General features: G+C 37.1%; 16 protein-coding genes, 1 tRNA gene and 3 pseudogenes. 7 read left to right on the top strand and 13 right to left on the bottom strand.

Annotated features, from left to right (window positions below; genetic code table 11):
* Positions 1-4 precede the first annotated feature (4 nt).
* Positions 5-625, top strand: a complete 621-nt coding sequence (locus HHL20_RS04770) for a DUF6624 domain-containing protein (protein ID WP_169230031.1) — start codon at positions 5-7, stop codon at positions 623-625.
* 163 nt (positions 626-788) lie between these two features.
* On the opposite strand, the pseudogene HHL20_RS19670 reads toward HHL20_RS04770, so the two are convergent.
* The 5 genes and pseudogenes from HHL20_RS19670 to holA form a co-directional block, all read right to left on the bottom strand.
* Positions 789-914 (bottom strand): annotated as a pseudogene (locus HHL20_RS19670) (GNAT family N-acetyltransferase); the annotation flags it as partial.
* Between the two features lie 129 nt (positions 915-1,043).
* The gene (locus tag HHL20_RS04760) at positions 1,044-2,264 is read right to left on the bottom strand and encodes a site-specific integrase (protein ID WP_169230029.1); all 1,221 of its coding nucleotides are present in this window, start codon (positions 2,262-2,264) and stop codon (positions 1,044-1,046) included.
* A 252-nt stretch (positions 2,265-2,516) separates the two neighbouring features.
* Positions 2,517-2,604: transfer RNA gene (locus tag HHL20_RS04755), tRNA-Ser, on the bottom strand.
* A 231-nt stretch (positions 2,605-2,835) separates the two neighbouring features.
* A complete protein-coding gene (trxB, locus tag HHL20_RS04750) occupies positions 2,836-3,777 on the bottom strand; it encodes a thioredoxin-disulfide reductase (protein WP_169230028.1) in 942 nt (313 codons plus the stop codon).
* A 189-nt stretch (positions 3,778-3,966) separates the two neighbouring features.
* Positions 3,967-5,004, bottom strand: coding sequence for a DNA polymerase III subunit delta (holA, locus tag HHL20_RS04745; protein WP_169230027.1), 1,038 nt, complete (start codon positions 5,002-5,004; stop codon positions 3,967-3,969).
* A 7-nt stretch (positions 5,005-5,011) separates the two neighbouring features.
* Between holA and HHL20_RS04740 the strand changes: the two genes are divergently transcribed.
* Genes HHL20_RS04740 through HHL20_RS04730 form a run of 3 tightly spaced genes read left to right on the top strand, consistent with a single transcriptional unit; the run spans position 5,012 to position 7,436 of the window.
* Positions 5,012-5,440 carry a type I restriction enzyme HsdR N-terminal domain-containing protein gene (locus tag HHL20_RS04740; protein WP_169230026.1) on the top strand — a complete coding sequence of 143 codons (429 nt, stop codon included), beginning with the start codon at positions 5,012-5,014 and terminating at the stop codon, positions 5,438-5,440.
* 17 nt (positions 5,441-5,457) lie between these two features.
* The gene (locus tag HHL20_RS04735; RefSeq protein ID WP_169230025.1) at positions 5,458-6,642 is read left to right on the top strand and encodes a hypothetical protein; all 1,185 of its coding nucleotides are present in this window, start codon (positions 5,458-5,460) and stop codon (positions 6,640-6,642) included.
* Between the two features lie 53 nt (positions 6,643-6,695).
* Positions 6,696-7,436, top strand: coding sequence for a dienelactone hydrolase family protein (locus HHL20_RS04730; protein WP_169230024.1), 741 nt, complete (start codon positions 6,696-6,698; stop codon positions 7,434-7,436).
* 69 nt (positions 7,437-7,505) lie between these two features.
* Here HHL20_RS04730 and HHL20_RS04725 read toward each other — a convergent pair whose 3' ends face one another.
* From HHL20_RS04725 to HHL20_RS04715, 4 genes and pseudogenes are all read right to left on the bottom strand, one after another.
* The gene (locus HHL20_RS04725; protein ID WP_169230023.1) at positions 7,506-7,886 is read right to left on the bottom strand and encodes a PEGA domain-containing protein; all 381 of its coding nucleotides are present in this window, start codon (positions 7,884-7,886) and stop codon (positions 7,506-7,508) included.
* Positions 7,887-8,039: 153 nt separating this feature from the next.
* A complete protein-coding gene (locus HHL20_RS19470; RefSeq protein ID WP_185194808.1) occupies positions 8,040-8,411 on the bottom strand; it encodes a cupin domain-containing protein in 372 nt (123 codons plus the stop codon).
* Positions 8,412-8,504: 93 nt separating this feature from the next.
* Positions 8,505-8,930: pseudogene (locus HHL20_RS19465) on the bottom strand (GNAT family N-acetyltransferase); the annotation flags it as partial.
* A gap of 27 nt (positions 8,931-8,957) precedes the next feature.
* A complete protein-coding gene (locus tag HHL20_RS04715) occupies positions 8,958-9,563 on the bottom strand; it encodes a DUF2911 domain-containing protein (RefSeq protein WP_169230021.1) in 606 nt (201 codons plus the stop codon).
* Positions 9,564-9,719: 156 nt separating this feature from the next.
* Here HHL20_RS04715 and HHL20_RS04710 point away from each other — a divergent pair, with 156 nt between their 5' ends.
* Positions 9,720-9,950: a hypothetical protein gene (locus HHL20_RS04710; protein ID WP_169230020.1), complete on the top strand. Its 231-nt coding sequence runs from the start codon at positions 9,720-9,722 to the stop codon at positions 9,948-9,950.
* Positions 9,940-10,203, top strand: a pseudogene (locus tag HHL20_RS19730) (type II toxin-antitoxin system RelE/ParE family toxin); the annotation flags it as partial. The gene HHL20_RS04710 and the pseudogene HHL20_RS19730, both read left to right, overlap by 11 nt.
* A 92-nt stretch (positions 10,204-10,295) precedes the next feature.
* On the opposite strand, the gene carB reads toward HHL20_RS19730, so the two are convergent.
* The 3 genes from carB to HHL20_RS04695 all read right to left on the bottom strand — a co-directional run bounded on the left by carB (position 10,296) and on the right by HHL20_RS04695 (position 15,813).
* On the bottom strand, positions 10,296-13,478 hold the full coding sequence (gene carB, locus HHL20_RS04705) for a carbamoyl-phosphate synthase large subunit (RefSeq protein WP_169230019.1): 3,183 nt from the start codon (positions 13,476-13,478) through the stop codon (positions 10,296-10,298).
* A gap of 151 nt (positions 13,479-13,629) precedes the next feature.
* Positions 13,630-14,706 (bottom strand): carbamoyl phosphate synthase small subunit, encoded by a 1,077-nt coding sequence (locus HHL20_RS04700; protein WP_169230018.1) that lies wholly within the window; start codon positions 14,704-14,706, stop codon positions 13,630-13,632.
* Between the two features lie 216 nt (positions 14,707-14,922).
* On the bottom strand, positions 14,923-15,813 hold the full coding sequence (locus HHL20_RS04695; protein WP_169230017.1) for an aspartate carbamoyltransferase catalytic subunit: 891 nt from the start codon (positions 15,811-15,813) through the stop codon (positions 14,923-14,925).
* 244 nt (positions 15,814-16,057) lie between these two features.
* Here HHL20_RS04695 and HHL20_RS04690 point away from each other — a divergent pair, with 244 nt between their 5' ends.
* A complete protein-coding gene (locus HHL20_RS04690; protein WP_029293904.1) occupies positions 16,058-16,519 on the top strand; it encodes an Lrp/AsnC family transcriptional regulator in 462 nt (153 codons plus the stop codon).
* 138 nt (positions 16,520-16,657) lie between these two features.
* Here the strand turns inward: HHL20_RS04690 and argH are convergent, their stop codons facing one another.
* Positions 16,658-17,962 carry an argininosuccinate lyase gene (argH, locus tag HHL20_RS04685; protein ID WP_169230016.1) on the bottom strand — a complete coding sequence of 435 codons (1,305 nt, stop codon included), beginning with the start codon at positions 17,960-17,962 and terminating at the stop codon, positions 16,658-16,660.
* Positions 17,963-17,992: the final 30 nt, after the last annotated feature.

Raw genomic sequence — 17,992 nt, 5'->3', positions numbered from 1 at the left:
TATTATGGTGCAACTGGAGTATGCTGCGCAGTTAATCAGGCTGGTAGAAAAAGACCTTTCGGTCAGAGAAAGACTGTTCAGGGAAAAACAGCTGATCGGTGACTATCATCCCGAAACGGAAAAGATACACCGGGAAAACGCAGAAACGTTGAGAAAAATTATCTGTGATATAGGATTCCCGGGCATATCAAAAGTAGGCAGTGAGGCCATTGAGGCGGCATGGCTGGTTGCCCAGCATGCGATTGCAGAGCCCGCATTTATGAAATCATTTTTTGAATTGATGATTGACAATATGGAGGACGTAAATAAAAAGCATTGGGCTTATCTCTTGGATAGGATTCAGTATTTTCAGCGGAAACCTCAGCTATTTGGAACACAGCTCAACGCAGATGACAGCATCTACCCTGTAGTAAATCTGGAAGAGTTGAAGGCTTTACGATTGGAATATTTCCTCCCGATGTCTTGTTTCAGTCATAAGTGGTCCGCAAGTTTCTTGTCCGAACGATATATGATTGCTCTTGCTGTGGTAATCAGTGGTACTGCTCCTGCGGTAATGATTCTCAAAATAATCAATTCTTGTTCAATATCTGGATTTAAAAACACCGTTGAAAGCAAATGTTTGTAATTGCTAATTGAGAAATTGTATAAAATTTTTCTAAATCTTCTACCAAATCATTCGGCATTCTCCGGTATTGGTACAGGAACAGAATCCCTGTGTAATATTTTTCTTAATCTTATAGACTGATGTGGATAATCGGGTAATTTTTTGTTGAATTATCTTTTGCTGATCACGAAATTTTTCTGAAACCCATATTTTCATAGAACCGATGTGCCAATGGGTTTTGTGCATTGACATCTACTTTGGTAAATCCAGTCATCTCTTTCATAAATTTGCACAATATTTTTCCGTAACCTTTTTCCCGAAATCATTGTGAATAAAAGCATTTCCAGAGTATCTTCAACAACAGCAGTAAAACCTACAATCTGGTTCTCTTCATTTTAGACAATTGAATTCATAGTAAAGTTTGATATAATTTTGCAAATCACTTCTGGCCTTCAAGCTTCATTTTCAATGCGAACATGTCATCACCTACTTTCTTATCCAAAATCTTAGCATAGTGCTGTGTTGTTTTGATATTCGTATGCCCAAGCATTTTACTTACACTTTCAATGGGAACACCATTCGACAACGTAACAGTAGTCGCAAATGTATGCCTTGCGATATGGAACGTCAAATCTTTATTGATACCACAAACGCTCGCAATTTCTTTGAGATACGCATTCATGTTCTGATTACTGAGAACAGGAAAAAGGACATTTGAATTCACACATTGCGGATGATTCTCATACTTTAAAACCATTTCCTGAGCTAAAGGCAATAGTGGAACCCTGGTTGAGGTATCGGTCTTTTGACGATGGGTAAAAATCCATTGGTCACCATCAATCCCGACATTGATATTAGACTTAGACAATTGCTTGACATCCACATAGGCCAGACCTGTATAACAGCTGAAAAGAAAGATATCGCGAACCTGGTTCAATCGATCTGATGCAAATTTCTTTTCATAGATCATCTGGATTTCTTCTTTGGTAAGGTAAGGACGTTCTACAGCTTTGATCTTTGCTTTGTAACCCAGAAAAGGATCTTTCGTGATCCATCCATGCGCCATGCACAAACGGATGATCTTTTTGAAATTCTTGAGATACTTCACAGCGGTATTGTTTCCACATTTACGGACACTGCGCAGCCAGAAATCATAATCACAGACAAAACCGTGATCGATTTGCGTGATATCAATATCAGAAACTTTGTATTTCCAATTAATGAATTCTTGCGTATGCTTTAAAGAAGTTTTGTAACGTTCCAATGTTCCGGGAGCAAAATCCTGACCGACCAAGGCTTCCACTTTGTCATTATGCTCCTGGAATATCGGAATAAGCATTCTTTGCTCAATATCAGTTCCAAGCAGTTTAGATTTTAAACTCTCTGCCGTTACAAAGTTTTCTTCTTTCAGCATCAGGTAGTGGAAATCGTATACTTTCTGTTCCAAAGTTTTTAGATAGAGATTCAGTGTTTTAGCTTCTTGCGAATTACCTAATGCCTTGTGCGCTTTAACATCCCATTTCTTTGGGTCTATATACCTTTTAGCCGCAATGTCTGCTGCCTTGCCGTCTATCGTAATTCGTAAGTAGATGGGAGCGGTTCCGTTTGTTCTGATCTTATTCTTTTTGATGAAGAATAACAGGTTGAATGTTTTGTTCATTGTGTGATAACTTTAAATGATTAATAATTTACTTTTTGTTACCACTTTTTGCAAGATGTACAATCGTTAAACTGCCTATTGGTCGGGCTTTCCCTGATTTTCCGTGACCCATTTTTTGTGATTTTTTGAATGGGACACTAAATAGGACATATAAATCGTGACCTATTTTGTTTTTTTTTGATACTGCGTTAAAACAAAAAACGCTGTAAACATTGATGTTTACAGCGTTTTGGCTTATTTTGGTTTCTAACCTGGCGGAGAGTGAGGGATTCGAACCCCCGGACCTGTTACAGTCAACAGTTTTCAAGACTGCCGCAATCGACCACTCTGCCAACTCTCCCTAAACTCCGATTGTATCTTCGTTTTCAGTGGTGCAAATATAGAATGTTTTTGTGTACTGCCAAAATATTTTCTTCAGAAATTTTAACAGAACGTAATAATCTACTAGAAATCAGATAAATTATTTTTAACGCATCTCAATGCAACATCTATTTTTATCATAAGCTTTTCAATGCTATGAATAAAAAACGCACTTAAAAAAGTGCGTTTAGGTTTATTTAAATAAAATATGTTAATGTAATTCTGCCAAATATTTTTCGGCATCCATAGCCGCCATACATCCGCTTCCTGCTGCTGTAATGGCCTGTCTGTAGATATGATCCTGAACATCACCTGCTGCAAAAACACCCGGAAGATTGGTTCTTGCCGATCCTCTTTCGGTTACAATATATCCGTTTTCATCAAGATCAATCTGTCCTACGAAAATGTCTGTATTGGGTTTGTGACCGATTGCGATGAAAATCCCGTCAACATCAATTTTGGAAGTTTCCTGAGTCTGATTATTGATTACTACTGCTCTTTCCACAAGATTATTTTCACCTTCAATCGCGATCAGCTCATGATGGAATTTCACTTCTATATTAGGTGTACTGTGTACTCTGTGAATCATTGCTTTGGATGCTCTGAAAACATCTTTTCTCACCAGCATGGTCACTTTTTTGCACAACTTGGCAAGATAAGTAGCTTCTTCCGCTGCGGTATCTCCCGCCCCCACCACTACTACATCTTTTCCTTTATAGAAAAATCCGTCGCAGGTTGCACATGCGGAAACGCCTCCACCGGCGTACTTTTTTTCATCTTCCAGCCCAAGATATTTTGCTGTTGCCCCGGTTGAAATAATTACTGTTCTGGCAAAAATTTCTTTATTGCCTGCATATAGTTTGTGAACTCCGCCAACTTCTTTAGAAAATTCAACTTTTGTGATCATTTCATAATGCACTTTTGTGTCGAATCTTTCTGCCTGCTTTTGCAAATCCATCATCATTTCAGGACCTGTAATTCCCGCCGGATATCCCGGAAAGTTATCAACCTCCGTAGTTGTGGTTAATTGTCCGCCCGGCTCCAGCCCTGTATACAGCTCAGGTTTCAAATCTGCTCTTGCCGCATAAATTGCTGCTGTAAAGCCTGAAGGTCCAGATCCAACGATCACACAATCTAAAATGTTTTGCTCCATAATTTGCTTTTCAAAAGATTTTAAAATTTACGTCCGCTAAGTTCGTAATTTTTAATATGTATTTAAAGTTATTTTAATGATACTTGTCAATATCTAATATGTTGAATTTCGATATTAGTTAATAGATGTTGGTTGTCAGTTGATAGTAAAATTAGGTCAATCAACCAACAACAAATAACAATCGACCAATCACAATTTCATCTTAATCTTATCGACATTGATGATTTTGTAAACCAGCTCTTTAATCAGTTCTGCTTCGCTCATATTGACCGCTCCCAGGCCTTTTCCTTTCATATCGAATTCCCTTAAAATAGAAATCACCCGCGTTGCATGTTTTAAAGGATATAATCTTGCTGATTCTGCGTAATCTTTAATGAAATAAGGATTGACACCCATCTGTACGGCAATCACCTGTGGCGGCTGTCCGGCCATTGTATTGTAAATAATCACGTTGGAAAAGTAATTGTACAAACTGGCCAGCATCATCACGAAAGGATTATTTTTAGGATTCTTCCCCATGAAATGGGCTATTTTAAACGCTGCATTGGCATTTTTTGTACCTAAAGCCTTCTGCAGTTCAAAAACATTGTATTCTTTGCTGATCCCGATATGATCTTCCACTATTTTTCCGTCAAGCGCTTCACCAGGCTTAAGGATAATTTTTAATTTGTTCAGTTCATTGGCAATCCTAGAAAGGTCGTTTCCAAGATATTCTGCAAGGAGATGAGAGATATTGGGTGCGGTTTTAATACTTAATCTGGTACATTCATCGGAGATCCATTTCGGAAGATTGTTTTCTTTTACAGATTCACTAAGGATTAATGCTTTTGCCTTGTCTAATGCTTTTGTTGCTTTTTTACGGCTGTCCAGCTTTTTATGTTTATGCGCAAAAACCAGCACGGTAGAAGGAACAGGATTGGTTACGTAAGCTTCGAGGATTCTGTTTTCTTCTTCATTGAATTTTAAGTCCTGCGCTTCTTTTACAATGATGACCTGCTTATCACCCATCATCGGAAACTGTCTCGCCAGGGAAAGAATTTCCTGGTAAGAGGTATCTTTTCCGTAGACAACGGTCTGGTTGAATGCTTTTTCATCTTCCTCCAGAAAGTCATGCTCAAGCGCTTTTACTGCAAGATCTATAAAGTAAGGCTCTTCTCCATGGAAAAAATAAATCGGTAAAACTTCTTTATTTTTAATATTTTTGAGGATTAAATCTAATTCTTTCATCTTATAAATGGAACTTCCAAAACTGAATTTTCAGGAAACTTTTGATTTTAAATTCAAGAAAGACAAAGATAAGTTTTTTATTTATGATCTGGTTCGTAAAACTTACCTTTTGCTCACTCCTGAAGAATGGGTGCGCCAACACTGGATCCATTATTATCTTACGGTAAAGTCCTACTCTGTTTCTGCTTTAATCACGGAAAAAAAGATCGTTTTAAATGGATTAACGAAAAGAATTGATCTTTTAATCACAGAAAAAACAGAACCTGTTATTTTAATTGAATGCAAGGCGCCGCAAATTAAATTGACCGAAAAAACATTTGAGCAGACGGCAAGATATAACTCGATTGTTGGAGCACAAGAAATTGTTTTAACGAATGGTTTACAGCATATTCATGCTAGATTTGAAAATGGAAATTACATTTTTTACAAAACTTAAATATAACCTATCTAGAGATGAAAAATGCACTTATTATCTTACTACAAACAGTCTCTATTCTCACCTTTTCACAGTCAAAAGTTTTTGTAAATAATAATCTGAATAGTGTAGAAGATCCTTCAAAAAGACAAAAAATTATTGAAAATTTAAGTCAATTCATTTTAGATAAAAATGTTGCGAATGAGAATCTGAAAATTGTAAATCCAAAAAACAAATTAGAAACCTGGCTCTTTTTAGATGAACTGAGAAATCAGCAGAACAGTAAAATATTTACCACAAAATTTACTTTGATGTATGAAATTATATCAACTGAAGCGGTTGACAAAAATAGTTATACAATTCATCTGAACTGCTATTTTGAAGATGGGAAAATAAAACAGCCAGTTGCAAAAATTCAAATATTGTTACAGGAAATTAATGACGAATTTTTACTATCCTCAACATTTCCCGGCAATATAAGCAACTGGAAATCAAAGACATTAGAAAACTATACATTTTACTCCGAAAAAAGTATCGACGAAAAAAAATTAAAAGATTTCATTACAAAAAACAACCGGATAAGTTTAAATTTAAATGAGAAAAAACGTCCTACAAAAGTAATTTTGACAGATGGATTTGTAAATGCTTATAAAATATTGGGAATTAACTACATAACAGGGGAATCCAACACTGAAAATATGTTCTTTGGCGTTGACTTTACCACTGATAACAGTAACAGTATCTTAATTGTAGCCACACAGGACGGTAAAATTGACAGTTTCTCTTTCGGCAGCCTCTTTAAAGCAAGAATTACTAAAAAGTATCCACGAGAAAATTTGTATTTACCCGCTTTGGAAGGATATTCTTATATTAATGACGGACATCCTTTTTATAAATGGGAACAAATATGGATTGATTTTAAAAATACTTATTCAGCAACTCAGAAAACAGATTGGCTGTCGCTATATGGTAACAAAGAAAACTTTAGTCTTGCTTCTACCCCACTTTATTTAGAAAATCTTCTAAACGGAATTATTATCAGAAAAGTTGAAAAAGAAAAAGGTTTCAGTAAAGTTTTAGAACTTTTAAATTGCGGCAGATTTAATATTGAAAATCAGGAAAATTATTTTAAAACTCTGGAAAGAATATCAGGAATCACAAAATCAAACTTCAACGAAAAAATTGATGAGTTGATCAGCATAGAAAATAAGAAAAATGAGTAGAAATGATTTTAGCCTAAAATTTGATTAAATTAATCAATACCAATAAACTCCACATGAAACATTTAATACTATCAACACTTCTGTTAACTTCGACATCAATCTTCAGTCAAAACCTTAAAACGGTTTCTTACCAAGACGGTTCGCAAAAACTAAACGGTTTAGTCACCTCAAATGCCGGAAAAAAACTTCCCGGAGTTTTAATCTTACCGGCATGGAAAGGTATTGATGATGAAGCAAAAAATGCCGCTGCTGATTTGGAAAAACAAGGATATATTGCTTTTGTGGCAGATATTTATGGTGAGGGAAACATTCCGGCAGATAATGATGCTGCGGCAAAAACCGCAGGATATTATAAGAAAAACTATGAAGCTTACCAGAAAAGGATTTCGCTGGCGCTAAACGAATTAAAGAAAAACGGAGCTGTTCCTGAAAAAATAGCTGTAATCGGATATTGCTTCGGCGGAACGGGGGCTTTAGAATCGGCAAGAGGAGGTCTTCCCGTTGTAGGCGTAGTTTCAATTCACGGAAGCATTGGAAAAGATCAGACAAGGAAAAACGGACCGATTTCCACAAAAATACTGGTTGAAAATCCTGCAGATGACAAAAGTGTAACGCCGGAAGATTATAACAATCTTATCAAGGAAATGAATGAAGGAAATGCGGACTGGCAGATCATTACTTATGCACATTCAAAACACACATTTACCGATCCAAAATCTCCGGATTACAATCCTGTAATGGCTAAAAGAGCATGGAACCATACGCTGATGTTCCTGAAAGAAATCCTGAAATAGTGTAAATGTAAAAATATAACAGTGTAACAATAACTAAATAATTAATTGTTACACTGTTAAGTTTTAAAATTAATTTTTCTGCTCAAGCTCTACATTATATTCTTTTGGGGAATACTTGGTAAGAGAACCTGTAGCAGCATCAATTCCTACACCGATAGCGCCCCCTAAAAGGATATTGACCAATGATACCGGATTAAAGGTTTTGGTAAGCTTTATTTCTTTATTATTGAATCCTTCTTTTTCAAAGGTTACCATTTGTTTGCTTAAGGATCTAGGAATCTCAGCAGTACATGGAGTTGTACATTTTTCAATTCCTTTGTGAAATACTTTGGCACCTTCCGGAGTCGAATTAAAAGTGATCCTATCTTTTGTTCCTGTAAGGATACTTGCGCATGAAGTTGCAGAAAGGGCGATTCCCGCTAAAAGGGCTACTGACAGTTTGTTTTTCATAGTTAGTTTTATCTCTCGTAAAAATTTGCGCGAACTTACGAATAATCTTCCGTCAGTCAAAAGAAAACTATATATCAAGGTCAGTTTGGGATCATTATAAATTATATTTTGATTGTTACACTGTTACGTTATTAAATTCATACATTATGCAATTTAATCTACTCCTTCATCTTCCCGATGTACCGATTCCATAGAAAACGCAGGAAGACAAATTGAAATATATTCGCACTCCTGTTCAAAAGGATTGCTGTAGCGGATTCTGGCGCCTTTTTCGATCCTAATGCTCTGACCTTTTTCCAGAACTACTGTTTCACCATCGATCTCGAATTGTTTTTTTCCTGAAATAATCAGCGTGAATTCATCAAAATCAGGAGTCTGGTGCGGCTCGCTCCATCCCGGTGGCGCAATCATATGCGCAATGGAAAGGTCTGGGTTTCCTGTGGAATTTCCCCAGTGTTCTTCAATCAGTTTTCCATCGGTAGTCGGAACTACGAATGGCGTCTGCTGGATTTTAAATTTTTTCATATTTTTCTTTTTAATTTGGTATAAAATATTAATTCTTGAAGGTTCTCCGAAATAAGCAATTTCCTGTTCACCCTTATTTTCTGCGCCCAATCTTTCCATAGCTGTTCTGGAACGGATATTATCTTTTCCCACATGAAAATACACCGTATCGACAAACTGAAAGATATAGTCGAGCATTAATTTTTTGATTTGAGGGTTAATTCCTTTTCCCCAGGACTTTGTTCCGTAAAAGGTATACCCAATGAAAATACTGTTATCTTCTTTGTTATAATCGTAAAAACGGGTGCTTCCCAGCATTTCCCCGGAAGATTTTTCAATGATTTTAAAGGCTCCGCCACTTTTTATGGCTCCTTCAAAGAAAGTACTGAAGACTTCTCTCTGATACCGGTCTTTGTTCGGATGCTGGCTCCAGACTTCCGGGTCGGAGGCGACGTGATATAAAGACTCAAAATCCCCTTGCTGTAAGGGGATTAACTGATATTGTTCATTTTCTAATATAGGTTGAATAGAAAACTTCATTACTTATCTTATTGATGCTAACTGCAATTAACTTTTTGTTTTCGCAGCGTCGGCCTCGATTTTCTTAATTTCTCTAAGTTTATCGGCAATTTTATTTACGGCATCCGGTTTGGAAGGTTTTACCGGAACTTCTGCCTGTAGATCGTCCCATTTTAATACAAGATTAGCCGCATTTTCATCGGTAGGATTCAGCGTTATTTCAAACCACTCCTGCTTATCGGCAAGTTTGTTTACCGGAACGGTAACATCCACCACATCCTGTTTAGGATCATAGGTATAAGCACCCCACTGCTGGAAATCTTTGTTTAAGATTACTTTCCATTCTTTTTCTGTAGGAACGATGAATAAACCGTAAGTTCCTGCCTGAACAATTTTACCTCCGAAGTTTACCGACTGTCCGAAAGTAATTTTTGTAGAGGAGTTGGCTCCCGCTCTCCAAACCTGTCCGTAAGGCACAAGCTCTCCGAAGATTTTACGTCCTTTTACGCCGGGTCTTCCATAATCGATCGTAATTTTAGACATTGAGAACTGCTGCTCTACTTTCTGGCGCGGACTTGCCGCCGGCACCGAATAATCCTGAGCAAAACTGAAAACCGAAGCTGATATACAAATGGCAAATAATAATTTTCTCACTTTTAAAATTTTGTTTAAAAATACAAAATCAGGATCAGAAAAGTATTTGTTCGGGATGCTAAAATTTTGTTAAAGATTGTCGTTTTTTCATTTGCATTTGATAGTTAGCAAGTGATTTTTGCAGTAAAATTTCATACATTTGTTAAAAACAAAGAGATGGAATCTGTTACATTAAAAAATATTCAGCAGTTACTAAAAGATGCTCCAGAAAGCGTTCTGGAAAAAGTTTTAGGCTATATTGAAGCAATTCTCAAAGATGAAAGCAATACTTTTACACTTTCTGAAGAACAAAAAGAAAGCCTTCGAAAAATAAAGAAAAGACCATACGAACAGCATACGGAAATTGATACTTTTCTTAATGAAATGAAATCGAAGTATGACATTTAAGATCATCATTTCCGATGAAGCAAAAATTGATATAGAACATTCATATCTTTATTACCAAACAAAAGTAAGTAAAAAAATTGCGGATAGTTTTTTCAGAGATTTTAAATCTTCATTGAATATTATTTCTAAGAATCCATTTTTTAAAATTTGGCATGAAGGTTTTCATTGTAAACCAATGAGAAAATATCCTTTTCTAATCTTTTACATGATTGATAAAGATCTGCGTACAATTATTATAGCCAGAGTTTTTCACACATCTCAGAATCGGAAAAATATCCATAAAAAAACCTCACAGGTTTTAAAACCTGTGAGGTTTGATTTATATCAATCATTAATAATCTTAAACTACATCGTCTCCATTTTGAAGCTCATGCTTTCGATTACTTTCAGGATGGCTTCTACCGTATCCATTGATGTTAAACAAGGCACCCCGTTTTCTACACTCATTCTTCTGATCTGGAAACCGTCTCTTTCCGACTGTTTTCCTTTCGTCATGGTGTTGACTACATACTGAACTTTTCCTTTCTGGATCAGGTCGATCAGGTTGACACTCTCCTCCCCGATTTTGTATCCTATTTTGCAAGGAATTCCTTTTTCTTCGAAGAATTTTGCTGTTCCTTCCGTTGCCCAGATTCTGAAGCCAACTTCATGGAATCTCGCCGCAAGATCAGCTGCTTCCTGCTTGTGCTTATCTGCTACCGTGAACAGGATTGAACCGTGCATCGGAACTTTTCTTCCGGCAGCAACCAATCCTTTATAAAGCGCCTTTTCAAGGGTGGTATCTTTACCCATAACCTCTCCTGTAGACTTCATTTCAGGGCCTAAAGAGATATCTACTTTGGTTAATTTTGAGAAAGAGAAAACCGGAACTTTTACAAAAACACCTTCTTTGTTTGGAACCAGTCCGCTTTCGTAGCCTAAATCTTTTAATTTCTGGCCTAAAATTGCTTTTGTAGCAAGGTTCGCCATCGGAACTTCAGTGATTTTAGATAAGAAAGGAACCGTTCTGGATGATCTTGGATTGACCTCGATTACATAAACATTTCCTTCAAAAAGGACGTACTGGATGTTCATTAATCCGATAACATTTAATCCTTTTGCTAATCTTTTGGTGTAATCAATCAAAGTATCGATTTCGCTTTGTGAAATATTCTGTGGAGGATACACTGCAATCGAGTCTCCGGAGTGAACTCCCGCTCTTTCAATGTGCTCCATAATTCCCGGAATGATTACTGTTTCTCCATCGCAGATCGCATCGATTTCCACTTCTTTTCCAACCATGTATTTGTCGACCAAAACAGGATGTTCAGGACTTGCTTCCACTGCATTTTCCATGTAGTGTGCCAGTTCTGTTTCTGTGTAAACAATTTCCATTGCTCTACCTCCCAAAACGTAGCTCGGACGAACCAACACCGGATAGCCGATTTCGTTGGCAATTTTTATTGCTTCTTCTTTTGAAACGGAAGTTTTCCCTAAAGGTTGCGGAATCTTCATTTCCTGAAGTGCTTTTTCAAACTTGTCTCTGTTTTCCGCTCTGTCTAAGTCTTCCAGAGATGTTCCTAAAATCTGTACTCCGTGAGATGCTAATTTATCTGCTAAGTTGATGGCCGTTTGACCTCCAAACTGAACGACTACTCCTTTTGGTTTTTCAAGCTCAATGATGTTCATGACATCTTCCTCAGTTAAAGGTTCAAAGTATAATTTATCTGAAATGGAGAAGTCTGTAGAAACTGTTTCAGGATTATTGTTGATGATGATCGCTTCGTAGCCCATTTCTTTGATTGCCCAAACAGAGTGTACTGTTGCGTAATCAAACTCAACCCCCTGACCGATTCTGATGGGTCCTGAACCAAGAACAATGATCTTTTCTTTGTCTGAAACAACACTTTCATTTTCTTCTTCGTACGTTCCGTAGAAATATGGGGTTTCAGATTCGAATTCCGCAGCGCAGGTGTCTACCATTTTATATACCGGCATCACTCCGTTTTCTTTTCTGAAATTGAAAACTTCACGCTCCGCCACATCCCAAAGAACTGAAATATTTACATCTGCAAAGCCCAGCTTTTTAGCTTCCAATAAAATTTCTTTGTTGAATTTATTTTCGGCGATTGTTTTTTCGAAGTCAATCAGCTTTTTGATTTTCCAAATGAAGAATTTGTCAATTTTGCTCCATTCTACAATCTGTTCCCAGTCGTATCCTCTTCTTAGAGCATCTCCGATGATGAATAATCTCTCATCATCACAAACTCTTATTCTTCTTTCAATTTCTTCTGCGGTAAGTGCTGCAGCCTGTTTTGTTTTTAAACCGATATGTCTGATTCCTGTTTCCAGAGAACGGATGGCTTTCTGTAGAGACTCCTCGAAATTCCTTCCGATGGCCATTACTTCACCTGTTGCTTTCATCTGTGTTGAAAGTCTTCTGTCTGCTGTTTCGAATTTATCAAAAGGGAATCTCGGAAACTTTGTTACCACATAATCCAACGCTGGCTCGAAACAAGCATATGTTTTTCCTGTAACCGGATTCATGATTTCGTCAAGCGTTAGTCCAACCGCGATTTTTGCCGCGATTTTTGCAATCGGATAACCGGTTGCTTTTGAGGCTAAAGCTGATGAACGGGAAACTCTAGGGTTTACCTCGATGATATAATAATTGAATGAATGCGGATCTAACGCCAACTGCACGTTACATCCTCCTTCGATTCCTAATGCTCTGATGATTTTTAACGAAGCGTTTCTCAGCAACTGATATTCTCTGTCTGAAAGCGTCTGGGAAGGCGCCACTACAATGGAATCTCCCGTATGAACACCCACCGGATCGATGTTTTCCATGTTACAAACCACAATCGCATTGTCGTTGGCATCACGCATCACTTCGTATTCTATTTCCTTGAAACCAGCAATTGATCTTTCGATCAGACACTGTGTTACAGGGCTGTGTTTTAATCCTAATTCGGCAATTTCTTTTAATTCTGCCTCGTTGGAAGCGATACCTCCTCCTGTTCCACCCATGGTGAAGGCAGGACGAACAATTACCGGGTATCCGATCTGATCAGCAAATTTTAAGGCTCCTTCTACCGTGTTTACGATATCAGATTCCGGAACCGGCTCATTCAGTTCTCTCATCAGCTCACGGAACAGATCTCTGTCTTCCGCTCTGTTAATGGCTGAAAGTTTAGTTCCCAACACCTCTACTTTACATTCTTCCAAAATTCCTGACTTTTCCAATTCTACCGCCATATTCAGTCCGGTTTGTCCGCCAAGCGTCGGTAAAAGCGCATCGGGACGTTCTTTTCTGATGATATGACTTACAAACTGAAGCGAAATCGGTTCAATATAAACCTTATCTGCAATTTCAACATCGGTCATAATGGTTGCAGGATTCGAGTTGATCAAAATAACCTTGTAGCCTTCTTCTTTTAAAGATAAGCAAGCCTGCGTTCCTGCGTAATCGAATTCCGCCGCCTGACCGATAATGATGGGACCTGAACCGATTACTAAAATTGTTTTTATGTCTGTACGTTTTGCCATTTTTCTTTTTATATTGAGTTGCCAGAAGTTAGACTTTTAGCAATGTTTATTTAGATTTAATTTTTACACATTGTCATTCTCAGGAATCTGTTTTAATTATTGAGATTCTTCATTCCGCTTTCGCTTCATTCAGAATGACAAACTAAATATTTTATTTATTCTTAAAATCTTCCATTAACTGGATGAATTCATCAAACAAATAGTTCGCATCTTCCGGACCCGGGCTCGCTTCCGGGTGATACTGAACGGAGAAACATGGGTGAATTTTATGTTTCAAACCTTCGTTTGTTCTGTCGTTCAGAGCGATGTGTGTTTCTATTAAATCTGTGTTTTTCAAACTTTCCTGATCTACGGCGTAACCGTGATTCTGGGAAGTAATTGCTACTTTGTTTTTTTCTAAATCCAACACCGGATGATTCCCTCCTCGGTGTCCGAATTTTAATTTGAATGTTTTTGCGCCGCAAGCCAGACCAATCAATTGATGTCCCAGACAGATACCGAAAATCGGAACCTTTCCTAAAATTCCTCTGATCATTTCTAAAGCCTGTTGGTTATCTTCAGGATCACCGGGACCGTTGGATAACATGACTCCGTCCGGATTCATCAGTAAGATTTCTTCTGCGGTTACATCCTGGGAAACTACCGTGATATCGCAGTTTCTTTGAGATAACTCCCTGATAATTCCCAGTTTGGAACCAAAATCTACCAATACTACTTTTAAACCTCTTCCCGGATTTGCGTAAGGTGTTTTTGTGGAAACCTGCTCTACCTGATTGGTTGGAAAGCTGGTTGATTTTAATTCTGAAACTACCGTGCTTTCATCAGCATCAGCGTTTACGATTTTTCCTTTCACGACTCCGTGGTTACGAAGGATTCTTGTCAGTCTTCTGGTATCGATTCCTGAAATTCCTGAAAGGTTTTTCTTTTTAAATAATTCATCTAAAGTAATCTGTGTACGAAAGTTTGAAGGCAAATCACAAAGTTCTTTTACAATAAGACCTTTGATAGCGGGTTCAATACTTTCGTAATCATCTCTATTAATTCCATAGTTTCCGATAAGCGGATAGGTCATACACACAATCTGACCGCAATAAGACGGGTCAGAGATCAGTTCCTGATACCCTGTCATTCCGGTATTGAAAACTACTTCACCTGCAGTTTCCAATTCTGCTCCGAAACCTTCTCCATGAAACACTTCACCGGACTCCAGTATTAATTTTTTCTTCATTTTAAACTTTTATCTCTTATTATTTTATTTCTATTCTATTTAAACCACCCGTCAAAATTCATTTTGAATTTCGCCACTCCTCTAAAGGAATTTTTGATGTTATTTACAGATCGCCCTTTCAGGGCTTTAATTATCTTTTCTTTTTCATGGGTTTTACCCATGGCTATTATTGAGTCGCCCTTTCAGGGCTTGCCAACTTTTTCTTTTTTATTGGTCTTATTTAAAAGCATATCCTTGATTTTCCAGAGCTTCTTTTAAAATGGCCATTCTGGCGAAGACACCGTTCTGCATTTGCCTGAAAATCCTTGAACGTTCACATTCTACGAGGTCTGTGTCAATTTCCACACCTCTGTTGATTGGCGCCGGGTGCATGATGATGGCTTCTTTTTTCATGGCTTTTTCTCTTTCTTTTGTCAATCCGTACTTTCTGTGATATTCTGAAGCGGAGAAACTCATTTTTGAGTCGTGCCTTTCGTGCTGGATTCTCAATAACATTAATACGTCTACATCGTGAATCATTTCATCAACGCTTAAATAGGTTCCATTGATCAGCGCTCCTTCGTCAAACCACTGTTCAGGACCTGAAAAGTATACTTTAGCACCAAGCCTTCTCAATGCTTCCGCGTTGGAATTGGCTACCCTGCTGTGCTTAACGTCGCCTACGATTCCTACTTTCAAGCCTTCAAATTTTCCGAATTCCTGGTAGATGGTCATTAAATCGAGCATACATTGGGAAGGATGGTTACCTGTTCCGTCACCCCCATTGATTACAGGAATTTTTATATTCTTTAATTCATCAAAATATCTGTCTTTTTTATCTCTGATAACAACCAGATTGACACCTAAGCTCTCAATGGTCTTTACCGTATCATACAGGCTTTCTCCTTTGTTTACGGATGAGTTGGAAGCATCGAAAGGAACTACCTGCAAGCCTAATTTTCTTTCTGCAATATCAAAGCTTGTCTTGGTTCTGGTACTGTCTTCAAAGAAAAGATTCGAGCAAAAAACTTCCCCTTCTATTTTAGCCGTTTTTCCGTTGGCAAAAGCTAAAGCTTCTGTTACTATCCTGTTGATTCTCTCGGTGCTTAGTTCTGTAATCGTAAACATAATATTTCAATTTTTCACAAAAAAAAAGCGAAGAAACATCTTCGCTTAAAATAAATAAATATTGTAAAGGGCGCTGTCGCCCGGTAATTCTAATGATATAAATACTGTGTTATTCATTAGGTGCAAAGATACAACAATTTTACAAACCGGCAAAAGAAAATTTTAAAATCTTAAAATACCACGATTTCTAAAATATTTTTAATTTATAAATACTATTTTTGTTACCATACAACGTTTATAAGATATGGACTTAAAAGACAAAATGATTCTCAGCATTATCCAGGAAGACTCGACATATTCCGTAAAAGAAATTTCGGAAAAAATCGGTCTTACTTTTACACCAACCTATGAACGCATCAAGCAGCTGGAGAAAAACGGTATCATTGAGAAATATGTAGGGCTCCTGAACCGTGAAAAATTAGGACTGAACATTGTGGTGTATTGTAATGTTCGTCTTAAGGAACAATCCAAAAAAGTATTGGAAACTTTTGAGAAAAATATCATGCAGCATGATGAAGTTCAGGAAATTACAAGTCTTTCCGGCGAATACGATTATATGCTGAAAATTATTGCTAAGGACATTAATTCTTATAATGATTTTACGGTAAATGTTATTTCCAACATTCCCAATATCGGGCAATATCACAGTTCCATCGTGCTTCACGAGGTGAAGAAGTCTACGAAGTTTAAGATTGATCTGGATTAATTTTATTTTAACAATATATTTTAACTCATACTCAAAGATGCTTCGGCTTCGCTCAGCATGACATCTCTAAAAAATGAATCGCTAAATCAACAGTATAGAGATGTAATGCTGAGAAATCTAAGTTTCATTTAAAATAATTTAACCTAATAATTTATTCTTCAGCTTATTAAACTGATATTCTATTTTATCGAGACAAAGGTTTCCAATGCTTCCCTGATGCGTATGATTTAAATTTCCAATTTCAAAATCGAACTCATTATTTTCAATTTCCTGCCCTACTTTTATATAGGCATCCCGAAATGAACTTCCGCTTTTTACTTCTTCATTAATTTTTTCCACGCTGAAAAGATATTTATACTTTTCATCCTCCAAAATCCCGTCTTTCACCTGAATATTCGGTAAGGTGTAACTTAAAATTTCAAGGCATTCCTTTAATGAATCAATGGCCGGGAAAAGAATTTCTTTCGTCAGCTGCATATCTCTGTGATAGCCCGAAGGAAGATTATTCGTTAGTAAAATAAATTCATTCGGCAATGACTGAATTCTATTGCAACGCGCACGAACCAGCTCAAAAATGTCCGGATTTTTTTTGTGCGGCATGATGCTGCTTCCTGTGGTAAATTCTTTGGGAAAGCTTATAAAATCAAAGTTCTGGCTCAAATACAGACAAACATCATAAGAAAATTTGCCAAGCGTTCCCGCCAAAGTCGCCATTGCCATCGACAGCATTTTTTCTGATTTTCCACGCGTCATTTGTGAATACACAGAATTATAATTCATGGAATGAAAGCCTAAATTATAGGTTGTACTCTCACGATCGATCGGGAAAGAAGAACCGTATCCTGCCGCAGAACCTAACGGATTTTTATTGATGATATTTTTAACTGAAAACATCATTTCAATATCATCCAGCAAGGCTTCCGCATAAGCTCCGAACCACAAACCGAATGATGATGGCATCGCAATCTGCAAATGGGTATATCCCGGAAGCAAAACATTTTTATGCTGTTCCGCTAATTTAATTAATATCTGAAAGAATTCGTCCGTTAATGCTGTAATTTCACGGATTTCATCTAATAAATACAATTTAATATCCAGTAAAACCTGGTCGTTTCTTGACCGTGCTGTATGGATTTTCTTTCCGGTATCGCCTAACTTTTCAATTAAAATTGATTCGATTTGGGAATGGATATCTTCTGCGGTTTTATCAATTTCGAAGGTTCCGTTTTCGATATCTTCCAGAATTTCTGCTAAAACAGATAACATTTTCTCAGATTCTTCATCGGAAATAATTCCAACCTCTGCCAACATTTTGCAGTGTGCGATGGAACCTCTGACATCGTATTTCGCCAAACGCTCATCAAAGTCAAGGTCTTTCCCGACTGTAAATTTGTTAACTAATATATTAGTGGCATTATCGTCTTTTTGCCATATTTTTTTCATAAAAACTTTTTTTATTTTTAATTTCTCTTG

The organism is Chryseobacterium cheonjiense (assembly GCF_012927265.1).
GTDB classification, from domain to species: Bacteria; Bacteroidota; Bacteroidia; order Flavobacteriales; family Weeksellaceae; genus Chryseobacterium; species Chryseobacterium cheonjiense.
The sequence above is the reverse complement of the archived record's forward strand: the minus strand, read 5'-3'. Positions and strand labels throughout refer to the sequence as shown.

Bases quoted from the DNA above. Each gene is read 5' to 3' on its own strand.
- holA (WP_169230027.1), bottom strand. From the start codon at position 5,004: ATGAAAGAATTAGATTTAATCCTCAAAAATATTAAAAATAAAGAAGTT.
- HHL20_RS04710 (WP_169230020.1), top strand. From the start codon at position 9,720: ATGGAATCTGTTACATTAAAAAATATTCAGCAGTTACTAAAAGATGCT.
- HHL20_RS04735 (WP_169230025.1), top strand. From the start codon at position 5,458: ATGAAAAATGCACTTATTATCTTACTACAAACAGTCTCTATTCTCACC.
- HHL20_RS19470 (WP_185194808.1), bottom strand. From the start codon at position 8,411: ATGAAAAAATTTAAAATCCAGCAGACGCCATTCGTAGTTCCGACTACC.
- HHL20_RS04700 (WP_169230018.1), bottom strand. From the start codon at position 14,706: ATGAAGAAAAAATTAATACTGGAGTCCGGTGAAGTGTTTCATGGAGAA.
- argH (WP_169230016.1), bottom strand. From the start codon at position 17,962: ATGAAAAAAATATGGCAAAAAGACGATAATGCCACTAATATATTAGTT.
- HHL20_RS04740 (WP_169230026.1), top strand. From the start codon at position 5,012: ATGGAACTTCCAAAACTGAATTTTCAGGAAACTTTTGATTTTAAATTC.
- HHL20_RS04725 (WP_169230023.1), bottom strand. From the start codon at position 7,886: ATGAAAAACAAACTGTCAGTAGCCCTTTTAGCGGGAATCGCCCTTTCT.
- HHL20_RS04770 (WP_169230031.1), top strand. From the start codon at position 5: ATGGTGCAACTGGAGTATGCTGCGCAGTTAATCAGGCTGGTAGAAAAA.
- HHL20_RS04730 (WP_169230024.1), top strand. From the start codon at position 6,696: ATGAAACATTTAATACTATCAACACTTCTGTTAACTTCGACATCAATC.
- trxB (WP_169230028.1), bottom strand. From the start codon at position 3,777: ATGGAGCAAAACATTTTAGATTGTGTGATCGTTGGATCTGGACCTTCA.
- HHL20_RS04690 (WP_029293904.1), top strand. From the start codon at position 16,058: ATGGACTTAAAAGACAAAATGATTCTCAGCATTATCCAGGAAGACTCG.
- HHL20_RS04760 (WP_169230029.1), bottom strand. From the start codon at position 2,264: ATGAACAAAACATTCAACCTGTTATTCTTCATCAAAAAGAATAAGATC.
- carB (WP_169230019.1), bottom strand. From the start codon at position 13,478: ATGGCAAAACGTACAGACATAAAAACAATTTTAGTAATCGGTTCAGGT.
- HHL20_RS04695 (WP_169230017.1), bottom strand. From the start codon at position 15,813: ATGTTTACGATTACAGAACTAAGCACCGAGAGAATCAACAGGATAGTA.